Source organism: Micromonospora marina (genome assembly GCF_900091565.1).
Taxonomy (GTDB): Bacteria; Actinomycetota; Actinomycetes; order Mycobacteriales; family Micromonosporaceae; genus Micromonospora; species Micromonospora marina.
In genome coordinates this window covers 92,306-113,954 of record NZ_FMCV01000021.1, presented here as the reverse complement: position 1 = coordinate 113,954, position 21,649 = coordinate 92,306, and the positions used below count along the sequence as shown (strand labels likewise).

Genomic DNA, 21,649 nt, shown 5'->3' with positions numbered 1-21,649 from the left:
GGAGTCCGGTGGTGAGAGCACCGTGGAGCTGAGTGCGGGCATACCGGCTCGCCGTGCGGAGCCCGGCGGAAGGCGTCGTGCCACGCCTGCCGTGTTCCCCGTGGCGCAGACCGCTACCGAACCGGACGGCCGGGGTCAGGGCCGGGGAGTTGCGGACCCGGTCCTGACCCGTCCGGCATCCTTCACCGGCCGACAGATCCGGGCTCGGGCTGCGACCGCCCGACGGCGGGCGGCTGCCGGTGCGGCTGGGGGAGGGCGACCGGTCTCGGTCGACGTGCGGCGGAGCTGACACGGGCCCCCGCCATCGGTCCGCGTACTCAGTCCCCCGCGCGCCGCCCGCTCAGGTCAGCTCGCCCCGCACGATCGCCACCGCGACCCGGCAGAACTCGTCCATGTCCGGCTGGAACCCGGCCGCGATGTCCGGGTGCAGGCCGGAGCGGGTCTCGTCGAGCAACCGACGGCAGACGTCCTCCACCGGCTCGCCCGCGTAGCCGGCGCGAATCCGGTCGGCGGCCGCCTGCAGGGCCGAGGTCAGCTGATCCTCCAGCGGGCCGCGCAGCTTCTGCTGCACCGGGTCGAGCCCGCTCGGATCGAGCGTGACATGTGGCTCCGACATCAGCACTCCCTTCCTCGGCGTCCGCGGTACCCCACCGCGGACGTCGGTCAAACCATCGTCGGTACGGCCGACACCCGGACCAGATACGAGAACTCTTCCGCCGGCTCCTCGACGTACGACAGCCGGCGGATCTGCCGGTCGTCGGCCCAGAGCGCGACGTCGACCAGCACCCCGAGGTGGGCGAGACCGATGGTGGAGACCCGCTTCTTGTCCTGGAGCACCGCGCACACGCCGCCCAGCAGCGTGCTGGCGTCGGAGGTGCGGTGCCCGGGCGGACAGCGCAGGGTCAGGTCCACCTCGACCGGCCCGGTCAACGGGGTCCACCCGGTGCGCTGGGCCGCCGTGCAGGCGGCCTGGAGCAGCGTGCGGACCCTCGTCGCCTGCCGGTGCCCGGCGGCGAAGATGGACAGGGCCTCGGTCTTGACCGGGGGCAGGCCGCTCACCTCGAACGTCAGGGCGAGAGCGCGGGTGTCCTGCACGACGGCACCTCCTCGGGGGAATCCTGCCCAACCCGGGAACGCGCACACGGCACTTCCCGTCAGAACCAACCGATCGGGCGGGCGATGGGGGACGGCCGGAGGCGCATCGGCATCGACGGCGACGCGCCGGCTACGGAGCCAGCCCCACGCTAGTGCAGACCGCTGACGCTGGGTAGCCTCGCCGTTTCATTAAGTGGGACGACGTGCGATCGCCCGGCCCGGATCGTGCCGTCGCCGTCACATTTCCGTGATGTTTCGCTCCGTCGCAGGTCGGGCACGTTCAGCCGCACGACACGCCCGGGGCGTCGGGCGATCGGGCCGATGCCCCGATCGTCTCGCCGCGCGCCGGGGCGCGGGTCACCCCCCGGTTCTTCGTAGGAGAGAGGGGGAGGGTGATGACGACAGTCCCCGACACGGCCGCACGGCGGCCGGCCGGACGCGCGGCGGCGGCGGCCGCCGCGCTCGCGCTGGTGGCCCCGCTGGCCGCCTGCGGATCCGGCGGCGACGGCGGCGTCCCCACGATCAACCTGTACTACCCGCCGGAGCAGAACCTGCAGAAGGTCGTCGACACCTGCAACACGCAGGCGCAGGGGCGGTACCGGATCGACTACCGGGTGCTGCCGCGCGAGGCCGACGAGCAGCGGGTGCAGATGGTGCGGCGGCTCGCCGCGCAGGACAGCGGGATGGACGTGCTCGGGCTGGACGTCACCTGGACGCAGGAGTTCGCCAGCGCCAAATGGATCCGGGAGTGGACCGGGCAGGACAAGGCCGAGGCCGAGCAGGGCACGCTGGCCGGTTCGCTGGACACCGCCCGGTACGAGGACAAGCTCTACGCCGCGCCCAAGCACACCAACGTGCAGCTGCTCTGGTACCGGTCCGACCTGGTGTCGCAGCCGCCGAAGACCTGGGACGAGATGATCTCCGCCGCCCAGCAGCTCAAGGAGCAGGGCAAGCCGTACCAGGTGCTGACCATGGGCGCCCAGTACGAGGGCCTGGTGGTGCTCTACAACACGCTCGCCGAGAGCGCCGGCGGCAAGATCCTCAGTGACGACGGCAAGAAGGCGGAGATCGACGAAGGTGCGGTCCGCGCGCTCGACCAGCTCCAGAAGTTCGCCACGTCGGGCGTGACCTCGCCGTCGTTCAGCAACGCGCTGGAGGACCCGGTGCGGCTGGAGTTCCAGTCCGGCAAGGGCGCGTTCCAGGTGAACTGGCCGTTCGTCTATCCGGCGCTCCAGGAGGCCAACCCCGACCTGGCGAAGAACGTGAAGTGGGCCCGGGTGCCGGGCATCGACCCGGGCACCCCGAGCAAGGTCACCATCGGCGGGGTGAACCTGGCGGTCAGCACCTACTCGGAGCACCCGGAGGAGTCGTTCGAGGCGGCCCGCTGCCTGCGTAACGCCGAGAACCAGAAGTTCTCCGCCGTCAACGACGGCGTGCCGCCCACCATCGAGGCCGTCTACGACGACCCGGAGATGACCGAGGCGTACCCGATGAAGGAGACCATCCTGGAGGAGCTGAAGGAGCCGGCGGTGCGGCCGCTGACCCCGGCCTACCAGAGCATCTCCACGGTGATGTCGGCGATCCTGTCGCCGCCGTCGGCGATCCGGCCCGAGCAGACCGCTGACGAGCTGCGCGAGGCGATCTCCGACGCGCTGGAGTCCAAGGGAGTTCTGCCATGAGCGTGAACGCCACCCCGGCCGGCGCGCAGGCCGCCGCCGAGGCCGAGGCACCGGACGGCCGGCACGCGGCCGTACCGGAACAGCGGTCCCGGCGCGGCTCCCGCGCCCCGCTGAGCGAGAACAAGCGCGCCGAGCGGCGCCTCGGCCTGCTGCTGTGCGCGCCGGCCGCGCTGGTCATGGTGCTGGTCACCGCGTACCCGATCCTGTACTCGGTGTGGCTGTCGCTGCAGCGCTTCGACCTGCGCTTCCCCGACGAGCGGAAGTTCGTCGGGCTGGAGAACTACGTCACGGTGCTGACGAACGACTTCTGGTGGACGGCGTTCGGGGTGACCGCGCTGATCACCGTGGTCACCGTCGCGGTCGAGCTGGTGCTCGGCATGGGCCTGGCGCTGATCATGCACCGGACGCTCGTCGGCCGGGGCATCGTCCGCACCGCGGCGCTGATCCCGTACGGCATCGTCACGGTGGTCGCCGCGTTCTCCTGGCGGTACGCCTGGACGCCCGGCACCGGCTACCTGGCGAACCTGTTCGACGGCAGCGCCCCGCTCACCGAACGGGCCAGCTCGCTGGCGATCATCATGCTGGCGGAGATCTGGAAGACCACCCCGTTCATGGCGCTGCTGCTGATGGCCGGGCTGGCGCTGGTGCCGGAGGACCTGCTCAAGGCGGCCTCCACCGACGGTGCGACGGCGTGGCAGCGGTTCACCAAGGTGATGCTGCCGGTGATGAAGCCGGCCATCCTGGTCGCGCTGCTGTTCCGCACGCTCGACGCGTTCCGGGTCTTCGACAACATCTTCGTGCTCACCAACGGCGGCAACGAGACGTCGTCGGTGTCGATGCTCGCCTACAACAACCTGATCCGGGGCCTGAACCTCGGCATCGGCTCCACGATGTCGGTGCTGATCTTCATCACCGTGGCGATCATCGCCTTCGTGTTCGTGAAGCTGTTCGGCACCGCTGCCCCGGGCAGCGACGATGGGGAGAGGCGCTGACATGGCTGTGGAAACCACCACGCGGGCGAAGGTGCGCTGGGGCCTGCTGGACGTCGTGGTCGTCGTCTTCGCGCTGGTCCCCGTGCTCTGGATCGCCTCGCTGTCGTTCAAGACCCCGGCCACCCTCACCGACGGCAAGTTCTGGCCGCGGGAGTGGACGCTCGACAACTACCGGACCATCTTCGACACCGACCAGTTCGTCCGCGCCCTGGTCAACTCCATCGGCATCGCGCTGATCGCCACCACGATCGCGGTGGTGCTCGGGGCGATGGCCGCGTACGCCATCTCCCGGCTGGACTTCCCGGGCAAGAAGCTCCTGGTCGGCGTCTCGCTGCTGATCGCGATGTTCCCGCAGGTGTCGCTGGTGTCGCCGCTGTTCGAGATCGAGCGGCAGCTCGGGTTGTTCGACACCTGGCCCGGCCTGATCCTGCCGTACATCACGTTCGCGCTGCCGCTGGCCATCTACACGCTGTCGGCGTTCTTCAAGCAGATCCCGTGGGACCTGGAGAAGGCGGCGAAGATGGACGGCGCCACCCAGGCACAGGCGTTCCGGCGGGTGATCGCTCCGCTGGCCGCGCCCGGCGTGTTCACCACGGCGATCCTGGTGTTCATCTTCTGCTGGAACGACTTCCTGTTCGCGATCACGCTCACCTCGACCGAGCGGTCCCGCACGGTCCCGGTGGCGTTGCAGTTCTTCACCGGTGAGTCGCAGTTCGAGGACCCCACCGGGGCGATCTGTGCCGCCGCCGTGGTGATCACCGTGCCGATCATCCTGTTCGTGCTCTTCTTCCAGCGCCGCATCGTCTCCGGTCTGACCTCCGGCGCAGTCAAGGGATAGGTGGTAGCAATGGCCGACATCGTGCTGGACAAGGTGAGCAAGCGGTTCCCGGACGGCACCACCGCCGTACAGGACGTCGACCTGGAGATCGCCGACGGCGAGTTCGTGATCCTGGTCGGCCCGTCCGGCTGCGGGAAGTCCACCACGCTCAACATGATCGCCGGGCTGGAGGACATCAGCTCCGGTGAGCTGCGCATCGGCGGCGAGCGGGTCAACGACAAGGCACCCCGGGACCGCGACATCGCGATGGTCTTCCAGTCGTACGCGCTCTACCCGAACATGAGCGTGCGGGAGAACATGGCGTTCCCGCTGCGGCTGGCGAAGCTGGACAAGGAGACCATCAACCAGAAGGTCGACGAGGCGGCGAAGGTGCTGGAGCTGACCGCTCTGCTGGACCGCAAGCCGGCCAACCTGTCCGGCGGCCAGCGGCAGCGGGTGGCGATGGGACGGGCGATCGTCCGCCAGCCCAAGGCGTTCCTGATGGACGAGCCGCTGTCGAACCTGGACGCCAAGCTGCGGGTGCAGATGCGTACCGTGGTGTCCCGGCTCCAGAAGCAGCTCGGCACCACCACCGTCTACGTCACCCACGACCAGACCGAGGCGATGACGCTCGGCGACCGGGTCGTCATCATGCGGGGTGGCGCGGTGCAGCAGGTCGGGCCGCCGCAGGAGCTGTACGACCACCCGCGCAACCTCTTCGTCGCCGGGTTCATCGGCTCGCCCTCGATGAACTTCGTGCACGCCGTCGTGGAGGACGGCCGGCTGCGGACCGCGCTCGGCGACGTGCCGGTGGGCGACCGGATCCGCCGCGAGCTGGAGGCCGGTGACGCGCCCAAGGAGCTGATTCTGGGCATCCGCCCGGAGCACTTCGAGGACGCCGCGCTGGTCGACGACGAGACCCGCCGCCGGGGCATGGAGTTCGAGGCGCCTGTCGACATCGTCGAGTCGATGGGCTCGGACAAGTACGTCTACTTCACCGTCGAGGGGGAGCGGGCCAGCGCCGCCGAGCTGGAGGAGCTGGCCGCCGACACGGGTGCCGCGGACTTCGCCGGTGGCGGGTCGAACCTGGTCACCCGGCTGTCGGCGGAGTCCTCGGCTCGCGAGGGCGAGACGCGCCGGGCGTGGTTCAACCTGGAGAAGATCCACCTGTTCGACCCGGGCAGCGGACGCAACCTGACGCTGCAAGAGGGCCGCTCGGCCGGAGCGCTCGCCGACTGATCCCCTGACGTGTGCGAAGGGCCGGTGGCGATGCGCGCCGCCGGCCCTTCGGCCTTGCCACGCCTTGCTCTGCAGCCCTCGACGCAACGCTCGGTGCGCTGCTTGCCTCCGTGGCTGCAGAGCAAAGGGGGTGAGGCGGGTACCCCACCTGGCGGCCGGGCCGGCCCTGCTGGCCACGAGGAAGGTCGAGCCGCACTACGGCGACGTGTCAGCTCCGTGACTCCACGCGCCGGGCGCCACCACCTACTCCGTCCCCCGCGCCCGGCCGAACCGGTGAGTGGAACGTCATGGGTGTCTCAGCGCGGTTTTGACACCCATGACGTTCCACTCATCACCGGCGCGGGGACCTTTTGCTGGGACGGTGCCACAATTCGCCGACCTCGGGGACCAGCGGGCGGTGAGCCGCCGACCCGCAGTGTCAGCCGCCGGAGAGCGCCCTCACTGCCCTTGCTCTGCACCCACCCACGCGACGGTCACGCGAACCGATGCGTCAACGGCTGCAGAGCAAAGGCGCTGAAGAGCAACAGGAGCAGCGGAGCAGGAGCGAAGCCGGACAGCACGAGAGAAGAAGAGAAGAGGTGCGGCGGGAGCCCACTGCTCACCAGGAGTGGCGCAGCTCCCGGCCCAGGAAGCGGGCGTAGCCGGTGAGCGCCGCGTCCACCCGGTCGCGCAGCGCTGCGTCGAACGGCACGAGCTGCTGCACCGTCACGGTCACCGCCCTCACACCCAGCGTCCGCGTCCAGGTGCCGACCACGCGCCCGCCCCGCACCACAGTCGACCGGAACACCCCGTTGTTGCCGGGGACCACCGCGGCGGCGTGCGCCGGGTCGAGCATCAGCGAGCGGTCCTTGAAGCCGAGCAGGTATTCGTCGAAGCCGGGCAGCGTGTGCAGGTCGTCGACCGGCGCGCGGGGCGCGTCGAGCAGCGCGGCGTCGACGACTGCGGGCTCGCCGTCGGCCTCGACCGGGGCGAGCAGGTCACCGGCCAGGGTGATCGCCCGGGTCGCGTCGGTGACGGTCAGGCCGGTCCACCGGGCCAGCTCGTGCCGGCTCACCGGGCCGTGGCCGCGCACGTAGCGGTGCGCCAGCATCGCCAGCGCCTCGTCGCGTTCCGGCCGGTGCGGCTCGGGTGCCCACTCGTCGAGCAGGGCGAACGTCTGCTCGGTGCCGACGTGCGGCGCGATGCAGGTGATGCCGCGCTGGCTGGCGTACCAGAGCAGGTGGTAGCCGCGCTGACCGTCGGTGGACAGCCCGGCGGCCCGCAGCGCCGCCAGGCACTCGGCGCGGGTCAGCCGGCCGCCGCCGGTCAGCGCCGCACCCAGCACGTCACCGGCCCGTTCGCCGTCGGCGACCGTCAGCCCGAGCTGCCGCCACTGCCCGGCGGTGCCGGCCAGCGTCCGCACCCCGGTCAGCTCCAGCATCCACCGCGCGTCGCGCGCCGGGACCAGGTGCACGGTGCCGCGCATGGGCCAGGTGCGCAGCGCCTCGCGCCGCTCCAGCGCCGCGCGGACGTCGTCCTGGGTGGCGCCGGGAAGGCGGACGCCGAGCGACCACAGCCCGCTTGCCGCGTCCTGCGCCTGCATGGCGCCGAACCACTCGACCACGTCGGCGACGCCCTGCGGACGGGCGGTGGGGTGCGGGCGCAACAGCAGGCCGGTCATGCGCAGCGCGAGCGCCTCGGCGCGGTTGAGGCGTATGGTCACGGGCGTCAGCGTAGGCCCGGGGTACGACAGACCGGCCCCTGATCGCGCTGCGCCGGCGGCGCTGCCGACACCAGCGCGATCCCCCGTTCAGGTTCCCGGCGCGGGACGGCCGATGCGGCCGGCGCCGGTTCGACAAGCATTCCGTGCGGGCTGGGCGGGCAGAGCGGTTGCGGACGGAACTTGCGCAAATCTTGAGCCACGCTCAGTCCAGGTGCCGGTGCACGGCCAGCGGATCGACGTACCCCCGGGTGGGGTGCCGGAAGCCCTCCGGCCCTCGGCCGATCACCTCGAAGCCCAGCGCCCGGCGTCACCGCGACCACGTCCGCGCCGGCGCCGGCCGCGCGGATCTCCACCCGGAGTGGATGCCACGCCCCGGAGTTTGACGGAACAAGTAACGGGTAGTCGCCGGAGCTGACCCGAAACGAGGAGGGACGTCTGATGGATGGCCAGGTCAAGGTCGCGGTGATCTATTACAGCGCGACCGGCATCACCTACCAGATGGCGCAGGCGGCGGTCGAGGCGGCGGGGGAAGCCGGTGCCGAGGTGCGTCTGCGTAAGGTACGTGAGCTGGCGCCCGACGAGGCGATCCGCTCCAACTCCGGCTGGCAGGCACACCGGCTGGAGACCCAGGACGTGATGGAGGCGCAGCCGGACGACCTGTCCTGGGCCGACGTGGTCATCATGGGCTCGCCGACCCGGTACGGCATGATCGCCGCCCAGCTCAAGCAGTTCATCGACACCACCGGCCCGCTCTGGGCCGCCGGCGCGCTCGCCGACAAGGTCTACAGCGGGTTCACCTCGACCGCCACGTCGCACGGCGGCCAGGAGGCGACGCTGCTGTCGCTGTACACGGTCTTCTACCACTGGGGCGGCATCGTGGTGACCCCCGGCTACACCGACCCGAGCCAGTTCGTCGCCGGCAACCCGTACGGCGCGTCGCACACCAGCAACAACGGCGAGGTCGCCCCGGACCACGTGGCACTGGCCGCCACCGCGCTGACCGCCAAGCGCGCCGTGCTGATGGGCGCCGCGCTGAAGCGGGGCATGGCCGGCTGACCCGGCTGGCGACCGGTGGCCGGACGGGGGCTCTCGAACCCGTCCGCACCACCGGTCGCCTGTGCCCTACCCGCGATCGGCCGCGCCATGCGCGCTCAGCGCCGGCCGGTCGAGCAGATGCCCGAGCAGGTCCGCCAGGACCCTCGTGCCGTCCTGGCTCAGCACCGACTCCGGGTGGAACTGCACCCCGGCGAAACCCGCGCCGCGCAGCGCGTGCACCGCGCCGTCGGCCGGGTCGCGGGACACCTCGACCGGGCCGTACGGGCCGGTGACCCGGTCGGCGTCGGCGAGTGCGGTGAAGCTGGCGTAGAACCCGACCCGCCGGATCGTCCCGAACACCGGCACGTCCCGCGGCAACCCCTGGTACGGCGCGTCGCGGCGGTGCAGCGGCAGGCCCAGCAGCCCGGCGAGCAACTGGTGGCCCAGGCACACCGCGAGCGTCGGCCGGCCGGACGCGAGCAGCTCGGCCAGCAGCGCCCGCAGCGCCACCATCTTCGGTGCCGTCGCGTCCCGCGGGTCACCCGGCCCGGGGCCGACCACCACCAGGTCGTAGCCGTCCAGCGGGCCCGGTTCCGGCCAGTCCCGGCGGGTCACCGCCAGGCCCAGCGCGCCGAGCTGGTGGGCCAGCATGCCGGTGAACGTGTCCTCACCGTCGACGATCAGCGCCCGGCGCCCGGCCAGCCCGCGCAGCGCGATCGCCCCCGGCTCCCGCTGGTCCAGCCAGAACCGGGCCAGCGGGGCGTTGCGGGCGGCCAGCGCGGCGCGTACCTCGGGGTCGTCGGCGTACCGGACGGCCGGCTCGGTGGCGGAGCGCGGCGCGTCCGGGCCGAGACCCAGCGCGGCCAGCACACCGGCCGCCTTCGCGTGCGTCTCGGCCACCTCCCCGGCGGTGGTGGAGTGCCGGACCAGCGTCGCGCCGACCGGCACCCGCAGCGCGCCGGCGGGCGAGATCTCCGCGGTACGGATCAGGATCGGCGCGTCCAGCGTCTGCCGGCCCTGCTCGTCGCGGCCCAGCAGGGCGAGCACCCCGGCGTAGTAGCGCCGGCCGGTGCGCTCGTGCCGGGCGATCACCCGGCAGGCGTTCTCCATCGGGCTGCCGGTGACGGTGGGCGCGAACATGGTCTCCCGCAGCACGTCGCGCACGTCCCGGGAGCAGCGCCCGGCCAGCAGGTACTCGGTGTGCGCCAGGTGCGCCATCTCCTTCAGGTACGGCCCGACCACCTGGCCGCCGTGCTCGGCGACCACGGCCATCATCTTCAGCTCCTCGTCCAGCACCATGTACAGCTCCTCCACCTCCTTCTCCTCGTGCAGGAAGCGCAGCAGCTCGGCCCGGTCGACGGTCTCGCCCCGGTGCCGGAACGTGCCGCTGATCGGATTCATCTCGACCAGCCCGTCGGTGACGCTGACGTGCCGCTCGGGGCTGGCGCCGACCAGGATCCGGGTGCCGGTGTGCACCACGAACGTCCAGTACGCGCCCCGTTCGCGCAGCAGCAGCCGGCGCAGCGCCGCCAGGGCCGCGGCCAGCGGGTCGCCCTGCACCGTGGCGCGCATGGTCCGGTGGATGACGAAGTTCGCCCCCTCGCCCCGGCCGATCTCGTCGGCCAGCACCCGCTCCACGATCGCCGCGTACTCGTCGTCGGCGATGTCGAAGCCGGCGTCGCGGGTGCGCACCTCGGCGTCGGGCAGGTCGTCGAGCAGGTCGGCCAGCGGTATCCGCCGGTGCGTCTCGACCGCCAGGAACTCCAGCGGCAGCCCGTCGTCGACACACTCGAACCCGCGCTCGGTGACCTGCCGGAACGGCACCAGGGCCAGCGTGTGCGCACCGGCGCCGTCCTCGGGCAGCGGCAGGTCGGCGAGCCGGCCGGCGGTGCGTACCGGGCCGGTGAACAGGTCGACGTGGTCGGTGCCCTCGCGGCGGACGAGCGCGAACGGGCCGGGGTCGCGGCCGGCCGCGACGGCGGCGAGCGGGTCGGACAGGCGGGTCATCGGATCTCCTCGGTGGGCCGGTGGCCGCCGGTGGAGGCGACCCGGGATGCCGGGGGAGACCGGCGGCCGCCTCGTCGGGCGGCCGCGTGGGGAAGCTACGCGCGGGGGTGGGCCGCCGGGTCGGCGGGCCACCAGCAGGACAGGTGCGCGGGCATGACGGTCACTGTACGCGATCGACAGGCGCCGTGGAACCCGATCGCGGGGCACCGGGTACGGATCTTGGCGTGATCGCCGGTCCCGCCGGGTAGGTTGACCGGCGATGGACATTCTCGCTCTGGATCTGGGCACCTCCTCGGTGCGCGGCCTGGTGCTCGACGCGGACGCCGTGCCGCGTCCGGGCGCGCTGGCCCGGCGTCGGGTGCGCCTGGTCACCGGGGACGACGGCACCGGGACGCTCGACGGCCCCGCCTACCTGGCCTGCCTGGTGGAGTGCCTGGACGAGCTGGCCGCCGGTGGGCACCTGCGGGACGTGGACCTCGTGGCCACCTCCGCGCAGTGGCACTCGGTGCTGCCGGTGGCGCCCGACGGCACACCGTCGGGTCCGGTGCTGACCTGGCTGGACACCCGGCCGGAGCCGCTGCCCGGTGCGACCGGGCCGGCCGATCCGGAGGACTTCCACAGGCGTACCGGCGCCTGGTGGCACCGCTGCTACTGGTCGGTGCGGCTGCCGTGGTTGCGCGAGCGCGTCGACCGGCCCGCCGGCTTCACCGGGCTCGCCGAGTACACGCTCGGCACGCTGCTCGACGACGCGCCGATGTCGATCTCGCTGGCCTCCGGCACCGGGTTGCTCGACCTGCGCCGCCTCGACTGGGATCCGGAGGCGTGCGAGCTGGCCGGCGTACGCCCGGAGCAGATGCTGCGGCTGGCCCCGGACGGCTGGCACGGCCGGCTGAACGCGGCGTACGCGCGGCGCTGGCCGCAGCTGGCCGGTGCGCGATGGGCGCCGCCGGTCGGCGACGGCGCGGCCGCCAACGTCGGTTCCGGCTGTGTCGACCCGACCCGCGCGGCGGTCACAGTGGGCACCTCCGCGGCGGTCCGCACGATCCAGGCCGTGCCGGCCGGTTCGGAGCCGCCGCCGTTGCCGGAGCAGCTCTGGCGGTACCGGGTCGACCACCACCACGTGGTGACCGGCGCGGCGTACTCCAGCGGCGGCAACCTGTTCGCCTGGGCGTCGCGCGAGCTGCGCCTGCCCGAGGGCAGGGAACTGGAGGCGGCGCTGGACCGCGTCACCGGTTCGGTGCGGGCGAACCCCCGCTTCGGCGGCGATCGGCCACCGGGGATCGCCCCGGCGGGCTCGGGGGAGCTGCGCGGACTCAGCTTCGGCACCACCGCCGTGGACATCCTGGCCGGGCTGATGAGCGGCCTGTGCCGGCTCGTCGCGGACGACCTGGCGCTGCTGGAGTCCGGTGTCGGCGAGCCGATGGAGGTGATCCTCGGTGGTGGGGCGCTGACCGCCTCGCCGTGGTGGCGCGGTGCGTTCCTCGACGTGCTCGCGCCCCGCCGGGTGTGCTGGCAACGCAACCCGGAGATCGGCGCCACCGGTGCCGCGCTCGTCGCGCTCGGCCGGCTCGCCGAGGCGGACGAGATCGCCGGGGTCGGCCGGACGGACGAGGCCGCCTCGCACACGTGACCGTCCACCAGTGGCGCTGACCGTCCTGGTCATGCCGTCCGGGCGGCCGTTGACACCGACCGGCGGCCTGATTGGATGGACTCCGCTCCCCGACGTGGTGGGGCGGGACGAGGAGGCAACCGTGGGCGCAGGTCCCGACCCGGCTCGCGGTGCGGCCCCCGCGCCGCACCGGCGGCGCTCCGGGTTGCGGCTGCGGGACTGGCGGATGGGCACCAAGCTCGCCACGGTGCTGGTGATCCCCTCACTGGCGTTCCTCGTCCTGGCCGGCATCCAGACCCGGGGGCTGGTCGGGCAGACCACCACGCTCAGCGCCTTCGCCGAGCAGGTCGGCATCGGCCAGCAGATCTCCGCCGTCGTCGACCGGCTCCAGCACGAGCGGGACCGCACCGCCGGCGAACTGGCCGCGCTGCGCCGCCCCGGCGCCGACCGGGACGCCGCGGTCGCCGCGCTCGCCCCGCTGCAGGAGGCCACCGACCGGGCGATGGCCGAGCTGCGCGTCGCCGCCGCGCCGCTGGCCGACGCCGACGCCGCCTGGCGGGTGTCCTACTCCGAGGCGCTCGAGGCGTACGACCAGGTGGTGAACATCCGGGCGGCGGTGGCGCCGGCGGTGCTGTCCAGCGACACGGTGCTGAGCAACTACCACCGGTCGGTCGCGGCGCTGCTGAACCTGCTGGCGGAGCCGTCGCCCGGCGGCGGCCGGCAGGAGCTGACCGAGGCGGTGCTGCGGTACGTGCAGCTGTCCCGGGTCAAGGAGTTGTCCTCGCGCATCCGCGCCGAGCTCTACGCCGCCGCCCGGTCCGGCCGGTACGAGGCCGACGACCAGGTGACGCTCAGCGATCTGCGGGCCCAGCAGCTCACCGCGCTCGGCGCGTTCCGGGTCGCGGCGACCGCCGACCAGATCCGCCGCTACGACCGCACCTCCGTCGACCCGGCCTTCGCCGCCGCCACCCGGATGGAGGAGCGGACACTGCCCGGCGGTGGCGCCGGGCCGGCCCTGCTCGACGCGACCCAGTGGTGGGCGGCCAGCGAGCAGCGGCAGGAGCTGTTCCGCCAGCTGGAGAGCGAGATCGTCGCCGACGCGGTACGCCAGGCCGACGACGCCAGCGCCCGCCAGCTGCGCGACACGTTGCTGGTGGCCGGTGCGATCGCGACCGTGCTCCTGGTCGCGGTGCTGATCTCGCTGCTGGTCGGCCGGTCGGTGGCTCGTGCCATGCGGCAGCTGCGCGGCCAGGCGCTGCGGATCGCGCAGGTGGACCTGCCGCTGACGCTGCAACGGCTGCGTACCGTGGACCGCCCGATCGGCGCGATCGACGTACCGCCCTCGGTGATCGACTCGCAGGACGAGATCGGCGAGCTGGCGGAGGCGTTCGTGGCCGTGCACCGCAGTGCCGTCGACGTGGCGGTCGAGCAGGCGATGATGCGCCGCAACGTGAACGCCATGTTCGTCAACCTGGCCCGGCGTAGCCAGGTGCTCGTCGAGCGGCAGCTGGAGCTGCTCGACGACCTCGAACGCGAGGAGAGCGACCCGGAGCAGCTGGAGAACCTGTTCAAGCTCGACCACCTCGCCGCCCGGATGCGCCGTAACGACGAGAGCCTGCTGGTGCTGGCCGGCACCGAGTCGACCCGGCGGTGGAACCGCCCGGTGGGTCTGGGCGCGGTGCTGCTGGCCGCGAGCGCGGAGATCGAGCAGTACCAGCGGGTGCGCCACGAGAACCGGACCGGCCTGCACGTCGTCGGGCACGCGGTGGGCGACCTGGTGCACCTGTTCGCGGAGCTGCTGGAGAACGCCACCGCGTTCTCCCGCCCGGACACCGCCGTACGGGTGGTCGTCGAGCCGGACGGCCGGGGCGCGCTCGTGCAGATCGTCGACGAAGGGCTGGGGATGAGCCCGACGGCGCTGGCGGAGGCGAACGCCGTGCTCGCCGAGCCGCCGGCCGCCGACGTGTCGGCCTCGGAACGGATGGGCCTGTTCGTGGTGAGCCACCTCAGCGCCCGCAACGGCTTACGGGTGCAACTGCGGGCCGGGCGCGAGGGCCTGGTGGCCCGGGTGCGGATCCCGGTCGAGCTGCTGGCCGAGGCGCCCGCGCCGGAGGCGGGCCGGCCGGTGCCGGAACGGTTCGGGCGCGGGATGGCGCAGCCGATGCTTTCCGGCCCGGTCACCGCGTCCGGTGCGCTCGCGGCGGCGACCGCGGAGCTGCCGGTGGCCGGATGGCGTCCGGCGCCGGGCCAGCCCGCGGCGTTGCCGGTGTCCCCGCTGACCGGCCGGCCGCTGGGCGACGGGTCGGACGACGGTGCCGTTGCGCCGGCGCCGGCCCCCGCGCCGGTGACCGTGCCGCGTCCCCGCCCGGCACGGGCCGAGGACGTGCTGACGCCGGATGCCGGCGCGGCGGCCGGCGGGTGGTTCAGCCGGCAGGGGCCCGCCGCGTCGGCGCCGGGTGTGCCGCCGGCACCGGCGGCGACGCCGGTGACCGGAGGGACGAACGAACGAGGTCTTCCGGTACGCGTGCCGATGGCCCAGCTCACCTCGGCCGTCCCGGCCGGCCGCCCGGTGGTGCGGCACGAGCCGGACCCGGAGGCGGTCGGCGGCATGCTGTCGCGCCTCTACAGCGGGGTACGGCGGGCCGAGGCCGAGGAGACCACCGAGATGTACCTGCCGCGCGATGAAGGAGGACGACGACAGTGACGACGTTGAGCCAGGAGGCACGCGACCTGAGCTGGCTGGTGAACGCGTTCGCCGAGCGTGTTCCGGGGGTGGCGCACGCGGTGGTGGTGTCGTCCGACGGCCTCCTGGTGGCGATCTCGGCGCACCTGCCGCGCGACCACGCGGACAAGCTCGCCGCGGTGACCTCCGGCCTGATGAGCATCACCGCCGGTGCGGCCCAGATGTTCGACGGTGACGTCGTCAAGCAGACGGTGGTCGAGATGGGGCGCGGCTACTTCCTGGTGATGCAGATCCGGGACGGCTCGATCCTGGCCACGCTGGCCGGGGCGGACGCCGACATCGGCGTGGTCGGCTACGAGATGGCGCGGCTGGCCAAGCAGGCGGGCGAGATGCTCACCCCGGCGCTGCGCGCCGAGCTGCAGCAGGCGCTGCCGCGCTGATCCACCCGACGCGCGCACCCGGCCGGCCCATCGCCGGCCGGGGCGCGCACCGGTTCACAGGCCGTTGCGGCGGATCACGTCGCGGTACCAGTGGGCGCTGCGCTTGAGCACCCGTCGCTGGCTCGCGTAGTCCACGTAGACCAGGCCCCAGCGCTGCTCGTACCCCTCGGCCCACTCGAAGTTGTCCAGCAGCGACCAGACGTGGTAGCTCTCCAGCGGCACCCCGTCGCCGACGGCCCGGTGCGCGGCGGCGAAGTGGTCGCGCAGGAAGGTGACCCGCCCGGCGTCGTCGACGGTCCCGTCCGGGCCGGGCACGTCGGGGCAGGGCAGGCCGTTCTCGGTGATGGTGATCGGCACCCGGCCGTAGTCGCGGGTGACCCGGGTCAGGATGTCGTACATGCCCTCGGGGTAGATCTGCTGCCACTCCGCCTCGGAGGTGGGCCACTTGCGGACCGTGCCGCCGTCGCCGGTGACGTAGATCGGCGTGTAGTACTGCACGGCGAGCAGGTCGACCGGGCTGGAGATGATCTTCAAGTCGCCGTCCCGGACGCCACTGACCATCCGGCTGTCCGGGCCGAGGTCGTCCAGCACGTCCTGCGGGTACGCGCCCTTGAAGATCGAGTCGAGGTAGAGGCGGTTCTCGTAGCCGTCGTGCAGCCGGGTCGCGGCGGCCGACTCGGTCGAGTCGTCGGCCGGGTAGCAGGGGTGCAGGTTCAGCGCCGGGCCGATCCGGCCGCTGAGGCCGGAGGCGCGCAGCGCCTGCACGGCGAGGCCGTGGGCGAGCTGGAGGTGGTGGGCGACCAGGTACGCCGCGTCCTCGTCGCGGATGCCCGGCGCGTGGTGGCCCCAGATGTAGCCGTTCTGCACCACCGTCTTCGGCTCGTTGATGGTCAGCCAGACCGGCACCCGGTCGCCGAGGGCGCGGAACACCGCGTCGGCGTACTCGGCGAAGCGCTCGGCGGTGTCCCGGTTCTCCCAGCCGCCGGCGTCCTGGAGGGCCTGGGGGAGGTCCCAGTGGAACAGCGTGGCCATCGGCGCGATGTCGCGTTCGTGCAGCCCGTCCACCAGGCGGCGGTAGAAGTCGAGGCCGCGCTGGTTGGGGCGGCCGGAGCCGTCGGCCTGGATGCGGGGCCAGGAGATGGAGAACCGGTAGCTGCGCAGCCCCAGGTCGCGCATCAGGTCCAGGTCCTGCGCGTACCGGTGGTAGTGGTCGGCCGCGACGTCGCCGGTGTCGCCGTTGCGGATCCGGCCCGGCGTGTGGCTGAAGGTGTCCCAGACGGACTCACCCCGCCCGTCCTCCTTCGCGGCCCCCTCGATCTGGTACGCCGAGGTCGCCGCGCCCCAGGCGAAGCCGTCGGGGAAGCGCAGCCCGCGGTCCGGCTCCGGGTCGGTGGTGCGCTCGGGCGGGCTGTCGCAGCCGCTGAGCGCGACTGTCGACGTGGCGGTCCCGGCCGCGGTGGCGCCGGCGAGTCCGGACCGGGCCGCGCCGGCCGCGGTCGCGGACAGGGCGGCGCGGCGGAGCAGGCGCCGTCGGGTGAGTAACGACATGAGGTTTCTCCTCGGAGTGACGGGCCGCCCTGGGCCGGGAGCGCTCCGGGCATAGCCAGGGGCGGCCGGCCCCGATCCGCCGGCCGCGGCGCGGGCGCGGCGCGGCCGGCGGGCGGCCGGAACGTGGGGTGGGCGGGGGCGTCGCTCGGGAGCGTCGCGAGCGGCGAGGGGTGGGGTGGATAGCGAGAAAGGCCGTCCGGGTGGCGTGTCACGCCGGTCCCGTCGGCCTCTTTTGCCGTCGACAACGGGGGTTTAGTGTGGGGACGGGGGAGGGCAACCCCCGTCCCCACCGATGGTGCACACACGCACGAAGTGGGATTGGCGTCCGTCGTGCGCGTCGCGCGGGAGCCGGGCCACGCGAGTGGCTCTGGTTCCACCTCCCTCCGTCTGGCGGGTGACGGCCGGCGGCGGCGTCCGGGCTGGTCCGCCGTCGGCCTCGGGCCGACGCGCCGGGCACTGGTGCACCCGGCGATTCAGTACTTGCATATCCGTCGATGGAAGCGCTCCCATCGGGATGTTGCGACTGTAACGCCCGTCACGGGTTTGGAAAAGCCCCTAAACGAGATCGAAACATGGAAGCGCATATCTGCGCTGGCCGTTGTGGTGGGAGCGCTTCCATGCCACACTCTCGTCACGCCACGCGGAGCCAGTGAACGCGAGCGCGGGCCGCCGAGGGCACCCGGTGACGAACCGGTGCGGCGCCCGATCCCCGGCACGGCCGGGACGACCACCTTTCCGGACGCCTCCGTCCCCCCGCGTACGCCCCGTCGGCGCGTAGAGGCGCCCTGCCGGGGCCCGAGGTCCCGGCCCGGTCCGAGGAGACACCGCCCACATGAGACTTCTGGCCAGACGTCGCCGTACGGCGATGGTCGCCGCCACCGCCCTCGTCATAGGCGGGGTGGCCCTGCCCGCGGGCGCCGCGCAGGCCGCGCCCGCCTGCGACGTGACCTACGCGACGACCGACTGGAACAACGGGTTCACCGCCAACGTCACCATCAAGAACCTGGGTGACGCCCTGAACAACTGGTCGTTGAAGTTCGCCTTCCCGAACAGCAGCCAGCGCGTGACCCAGGGCTGGTCGGCCAAGTGGAGCCAGTCCGGCAGCGAGGTCACCGCGACGAACGAGTCGTGGAACGGCAGCCTGCCCACCGGCGCGTCCACGAGCATCGGTTTCAACGGCAGCTACAGCGGCAGCAACCCGAAGCCCACCGCGTTCACCCTCAACGGTGTCGCCTGCAACGGCGCGCAGACCAACCAGCCGCCGACGGTCTCGCTGACCGTGCCGTCCGGCCCGTTCGAGGCGCCGGCGGACGTCCCGCTGACCGCGACCGCGAGCGACGCCGACGGGACCATCACCAAGGTCGAGTTCTACCGCAACGGCCTGCTGGTCAACACCGACACCACCGCGCCGTACGGCTACGACCTGCTCGACCTGCCGGCCGGCAGCTACACCGTGCAGGCCAAGGCGTACGACAACGCGGGCGGCACGGCCGTCTCGGAGAAGTCGTTCACAGTGGCCGCGGCGAGCGGACCGAAGCTGGTCGCCAGCCCGTCGGCGGTCACCGTCGCCGAAGGCGGCAGCGCCACGGTCCGGTACACGCTCAGCGCGGCGCCCACCGCCAGCGTGCCGGTGACCCTCGCCGTCACCGGCGACCGCGACATCACCGTGTCGCCGGCCTCGCTGACGCTCACCTCGGCCAACTGGAGCACCGGCGTCGCCGCCACGGTCTCCGCCGCGGAGGACTCCGACACGGTCGGCGGCACCGCCACGGTCACCGCGTCGGCCACCGGCTACGCCCCGATCGCCGTCATCGCCACCGAGGCGGACAACGACACCCCCGGCGGCGACAACGCCTACATCAAGAAGTTCCTCGACCAGTACGGCAAGATCAAGAATTCGGGCTACTTCAGCCCCGAGGGTGTGCCGTACCACTCGATCGAGACGCTCATCGTCGAGGCGCCCGACCACGGCCACGAGACCACCTCGGAGGCGTTCAGCTTCTGGCTCTGGCTGGAGGCGCAGTACGGCCGGGTCACCCAGAACTGGGCACCCTTCAACAACGCCTGGACGGTGATGGAAAAGTACATCATCCCGTCGCACGCCGACCAGGCGACGGCCGGCTCGCCCGGCACCCCGCAGTACGCCGCCGAGCACAACCTGCCCAGCCAGTACCCGTCGGCCCTGCAGCCGAACGTGCCGGTCGGCCAGGACCCGCTGCGCTCGGAGCTGCAGTCCACGTACGGCACCGGTGACATCTACGGCATGCACTGGCTGCTCGACGTGGACAACACCTACGGGTTCGGCCGCTGCGGCGACGGCACCACGCGGCCCGCGTACATCAACACGTTCCAGCGGGGCACCCAGGAGTCGGTGTGGGAGACCGTGCCGCAGCCGTCCTGCGACACGTTCAAGCACGGCGGCCCGAACGGCTACCTGGACCTGTTCGTCAAGGAGTCCAGCGCCCCGGCCAAGCAGTGGAAGTACACGAACGCCCCGGACGCCGACGCGCGTGCCGTCCAGGCCGCCTACTGGGCGCTGACCTGGGCCAAGGCGCAGGGCAAGCAGGCCGACGTGGCGGCCACCGTGGCCAAGGCCGCCAAGATGGGCGACTACCTGCGCTACGCGCTGTTCGACAAGTACTTCAAGAAGATCGGCAACTGCGTCGGGGCGAGCACCTGCCCGGCCGGCAGCGGCCGTGACTCGGCGCACTACCTGCTCTCCTGGTACTACGCCTGGGGCGGCGCGTACGAGGCGGGCCAGAACTGGTCCTGGCGGATCGGCTCGAGCCACAACCACTTCGGCTACCAGAACCCGTTCGCGGCCTGGGCCATGACCAACGTCGCGGAGCTGAAGCCGAAGTCGCCGACCGCGGTCTCCGACTGGCAGAAGAGCCTCGACCGGCAGCTGGAGTTCTACACCTGGCTCCAGTCCGCCGAGGGCGGCATCGCCGGTGGCGCCACCAACAGCTGGGACGGCAGCTACGCCCAGCCGCCGGCCGGCACCGCCACCTTCTACGGCATGTACTACGACGTCGACCCGGTCTACAACGACCCGCCGTCGAACCAGTGGTTCGGCATGCAGGCCTGGTCGATGCAGCGCATCGCCGAGCTGTACCTGGAGACCGGCAACGCGAAGGCCAAGGCGCTGCTGGACAAGTGGGTGCCGTGGGCCATCGCCAACACCACGATCGGCACCAACTGGTCGATCCCGTCGGACATGAAGTGGACCGGCCAGCCGGCCAACTGGAACCCGAGCAGCCCGCAGCCGAACACCAACCTGCACGTCGAGGTGACGGTCAAGGGTCAGGACGTCGGTGTCGCCGGCGCCTACGCCCGCACGCTCATCGCGTACGCGGCCAAGTCCGGCAACGCCGCGGCGAAGAACACCGCCAAGGGCCTGCTGGACGCGCTCTCGGCGTCCGCCGACAGCAAGGGCGTCTCGACGCCGGAGAAGCGCGGCGACTACCGGCGCTTCGACGACGTCTACAACGCCGCCAACGGCCAGGGTCTCTACGTCCCCAACGGCTGGACCGGGAAGATGCCCAACGGCGACGTGATCGCCCCGGGCAAGAGCTTCCTGGACATCCGGTCGTTCTACAAGAACGACCCGGACTGGCCGAAGGTGCAGGCGTACCTGGACGGCGGTCCCGAACCGGTCTTCAACTACCACCGGTTCTGGGCGCAGGCGGACGTCGCCATGGCGTACGCCGACTACGGCACCTACTTCCCGCAGGGGTGAGGTGACCTCTCCTCCGCGGGCGGGTCAGAGCCCGCCCGCGGAGGAGGCCGACCCGGCCGATGGGGGAACGGAGCGGCCGGGTCGGCGGACGGCCTGACGCCCACGGTCAGGCCGGGTGGGCCGGCTGTCCGGCCGACGCAGCGGACCGGCCGGCCCACCACTCCGCCCGGCGACGACCCATGGCGCGAAAAGGCACGGAAATTCAGCGGTCCACGGGATCACATCCGGGCGCTGAACGGAGTACCGTAATTGACGGAGAGGCCGCTCCCCCCGTGGCGGCCTCTCCATTATTCTGTGCGCGCCGCCACACCCTCCGTGCCCGCCACCGGATGCCGCAGCCCCGGATGCCCGGCCGGCAGCGAGCGCCGGATCACCACCCAGCTCCCCGCCAGCGCCGCCGCGATCACCGGCCACGTCAGCGCCGCCCGCGCCACCGTCAGCGCGACCACCTGCCCGTACAGCCACAGCGGGACGAACACCGCGACCCGCAGCACGTAGGTGGCGGCCCACACCCAGCTGGCCCGCCCGTACGCCCGCAGCAGCGCCGGGTCGCGCCGCCACCGGGTCCGCTGGCCCAGCGCGGTGCCGACCACCACACCCAGCAGCGGCCACCGCACCAGGATGCTCACCGCCCAGGCCAGCGCGCTCGCCGTGTTGGCGGCGATCTGGAGCAGGAAGAAGTCGGCGGCCCGGCCGGTGCGCAACGCGATGAGCGCCGCCACGCAGACCGCGAGCAGCCCGACGAGCACCGAGCGGGGACGGTCGCCGCGCCGCCACCGCCAGCCGGCCACCGCCGTGCCGGTCAGCACCGCCGCGAGCACGCCGCCGCCCAGCCCACCGAGCACCCAGCCGAGGCCGAACGCCAGCGGGGGAAGCGTCGCGTCCACCGCCCCGCGCCGGCCGCCGAGCAGGTCGGCCAGCGACTCCGGCCGCGGACCGTCCTCCGGTTGCCGCTGCGTCGTGCCGGTCACGCGCCACCTCCTCGAAATCGCCCGCCTCACCGTACGCCGCCGCCGATGGCGCTCCGCCGCGCGCCGGAGCGGGCCTACCGCTAAGTTGTCCGG

At 72.7% G+C, this 21,649-nt stretch carries 15 protein-coding genes; 9 read left to right on the top strand and 6 right to left on the bottom strand.

The genetic code is table 11. The annotated features are described in order from the left end of the window. Positions 1–340 precede the first annotated feature (340 nt). Both GA0070215_RS21825 and GA0070215_RS21820 read right to left on the bottom strand, forming a co-directional pair. On the bottom strand, positions 341–616 hold the full coding sequence (locus tag GA0070215_RS21825; protein WP_026268484.1) for a hypothetical protein: 276 nt from the start codon (positions 614–616) through the stop codon (positions 341–343). Between the two features lie 47 nt (positions 617–663). Beyond that, positions 664–1,095, bottom strand: coding sequence for a RusA family crossover junction endodeoxyribonuclease (locus tag GA0070215_RS21820; RefSeq protein WP_018787930.1), 432 nt, complete (start codon positions 1,093–1,095; stop codon positions 664–666). A gap of 395 nt (positions 1,096–1,490) precedes the next feature. Between GA0070215_RS21820 and GA0070215_RS21815 the strand changes: the two genes are divergently transcribed. The 4 genes from GA0070215_RS21815 to GA0070215_RS21800 are packed head-to-tail and all read left to right on the top strand — an operon-like array spanning position 1,491 to position 5,822. Then, positions 1,491–2,774, top strand: a complete 1,284-nt coding sequence (locus GA0070215_RS21815; protein ID WP_018787929.1) for an ABC transporter substrate-binding protein — start codon at positions 1,491–1,493, stop codon at positions 2,772–2,774. Then, positions 2,771–3,766: a carbohydrate ABC transporter permease gene (locus tag GA0070215_RS21810; protein ID WP_018787928.1), complete on the top strand. Its 996-nt coding sequence runs from the start codon at positions 2,771–2,773 to the stop codon at positions 3,764–3,766. Before GA0070215_RS21815 ends, GA0070215_RS21810 begins: the two co-directional genes overlap by 4 nt. 1 nt (position 3,767) lies before the next feature. After that, positions 3,768–4,604 (top strand): carbohydrate ABC transporter permease, encoded by an 837-nt coding sequence (locus GA0070215_RS21805; RefSeq protein WP_026268483.1) that lies wholly within the window; start codon positions 3,768–3,770, stop codon positions 4,602–4,604. A 9-nt stretch (positions 4,605–4,613) separates the two neighbouring features. After that, entirely contained in the window at positions 4,614–5,822 is a 1,209-nt protein-coding gene (locus GA0070215_RS21800; protein WP_091049189.1) for an ABC transporter ATP-binding protein, read from the top strand. Positions 5,823–6,420: 598 nt separating this feature from the next. On the opposite strand, the gene GA0070215_RS21795 is transcribed toward GA0070215_RS21800, so the two are convergent. Then, positions 6,421–7,524, bottom strand: coding sequence for a winged helix DNA-binding domain-containing protein (locus tag GA0070215_RS21795; protein ID WP_091049186.1), 1,104 nt, complete (start codon positions 7,522–7,524; stop codon positions 6,421–6,423). 438 nt (positions 7,525–7,962) lie between these two features. Between GA0070215_RS21795 and wrbA the strand changes: the two genes are divergently transcribed. Beyond that, positions 7,963–8,580: an NAD(P)H:quinone oxidoreductase gene (gene wrbA, locus GA0070215_RS21785; RefSeq protein ID WP_018787924.1), complete on the top strand. Its 618-nt coding sequence runs from the start codon at positions 7,963–7,965 to the stop codon at positions 8,578–8,580. 66 nt (positions 8,581–8,646) lie between these two features. On the opposite strand, the gene GA0070215_RS21780 is transcribed toward wrbA, so the two are convergent. Next, positions 8,647–10,566 carry a chorismate-binding protein gene (locus GA0070215_RS21780; protein ID WP_091049182.1) on the bottom strand — a complete coding sequence of 640 codons (1,920 nt, stop codon included), beginning with the start codon at positions 10,564–10,566 and terminating at the stop codon, positions 8,647–8,649. 259 nt (positions 10,567–10,825) lie between these two features. On the opposite strand from GA0070215_RS21780, the gene GA0070215_RS21775 reads away from it, so the two are divergent. Genes GA0070215_RS21775 through GA0070215_RS21765 form a run of 3 tightly spaced genes read left to right on the top strand, consistent with a single transcriptional unit; the run spans position 10,826 to position 15,298 of the window. After that, positions 10,826–12,196 carry an FGGY family carbohydrate kinase gene (locus GA0070215_RS21775; RefSeq protein ID WP_091049179.1) on the top strand — a complete coding sequence of 457 codons (1,371 nt, stop codon included), beginning with the start codon at positions 10,826–10,828 and terminating at the stop codon, positions 12,194–12,196. 31 nt (positions 12,197–12,227) lie between these two features. After that, complete coding sequence (locus GA0070215_RS21770; protein ID WP_026268481.1) at positions 12,228–14,879, top strand: sensor histidine kinase; 2,652 nt, start codon at positions 12,228–12,230, stop codon at positions 14,877–14,879. Further along, on the top strand, positions 14,876–15,298 hold the full coding sequence (locus tag GA0070215_RS21765) for a roadblock/LC7 domain-containing protein (protein WP_013287300.1): 423 nt from the start codon (positions 14,876–14,878) through the stop codon (positions 15,296–15,298). Before GA0070215_RS21770 ends, GA0070215_RS21765 begins: the two co-directional genes overlap by 4 nt. A gap of 54 nt (positions 15,299–15,352) precedes the next feature. Here the strand turns inward: GA0070215_RS21765 and GA0070215_RS21760 are convergent, their stop codons facing one another. Further along, entirely contained in the window at positions 15,353–16,846 is a 1,494-nt protein-coding gene (locus tag GA0070215_RS21760; RefSeq protein ID WP_018787920.1) for a GH1 family beta-glucosidase, read from the bottom strand. A gap of 841 nt (positions 16,847–17,687) precedes the next feature. On the opposite strand from GA0070215_RS21760, the gene GA0070215_RS21755 reads away from it, so the two are divergent. Further along, positions 17,688–20,585, top strand: coding sequence for a glycoside hydrolase family 48 protein (locus tag GA0070215_RS21755; RefSeq protein ID WP_208600399.1), 2,898 nt, complete (start codon positions 17,688–17,690; stop codon positions 20,583–20,585). Between the two features lie 287 nt (positions 20,586–20,872). On the opposite strand, the gene GA0070215_RS21750 is transcribed toward GA0070215_RS21755, so the two are convergent. After that, positions 20,873–21,556, bottom strand: coding sequence for a DUF3159 domain-containing protein (locus GA0070215_RS21750; RefSeq protein ID WP_018787918.1), 684 nt, complete (start codon positions 21,554–21,556; stop codon positions 20,873–20,875). Positions 21,557–21,649 lie beyond the last annotated feature (93 nt).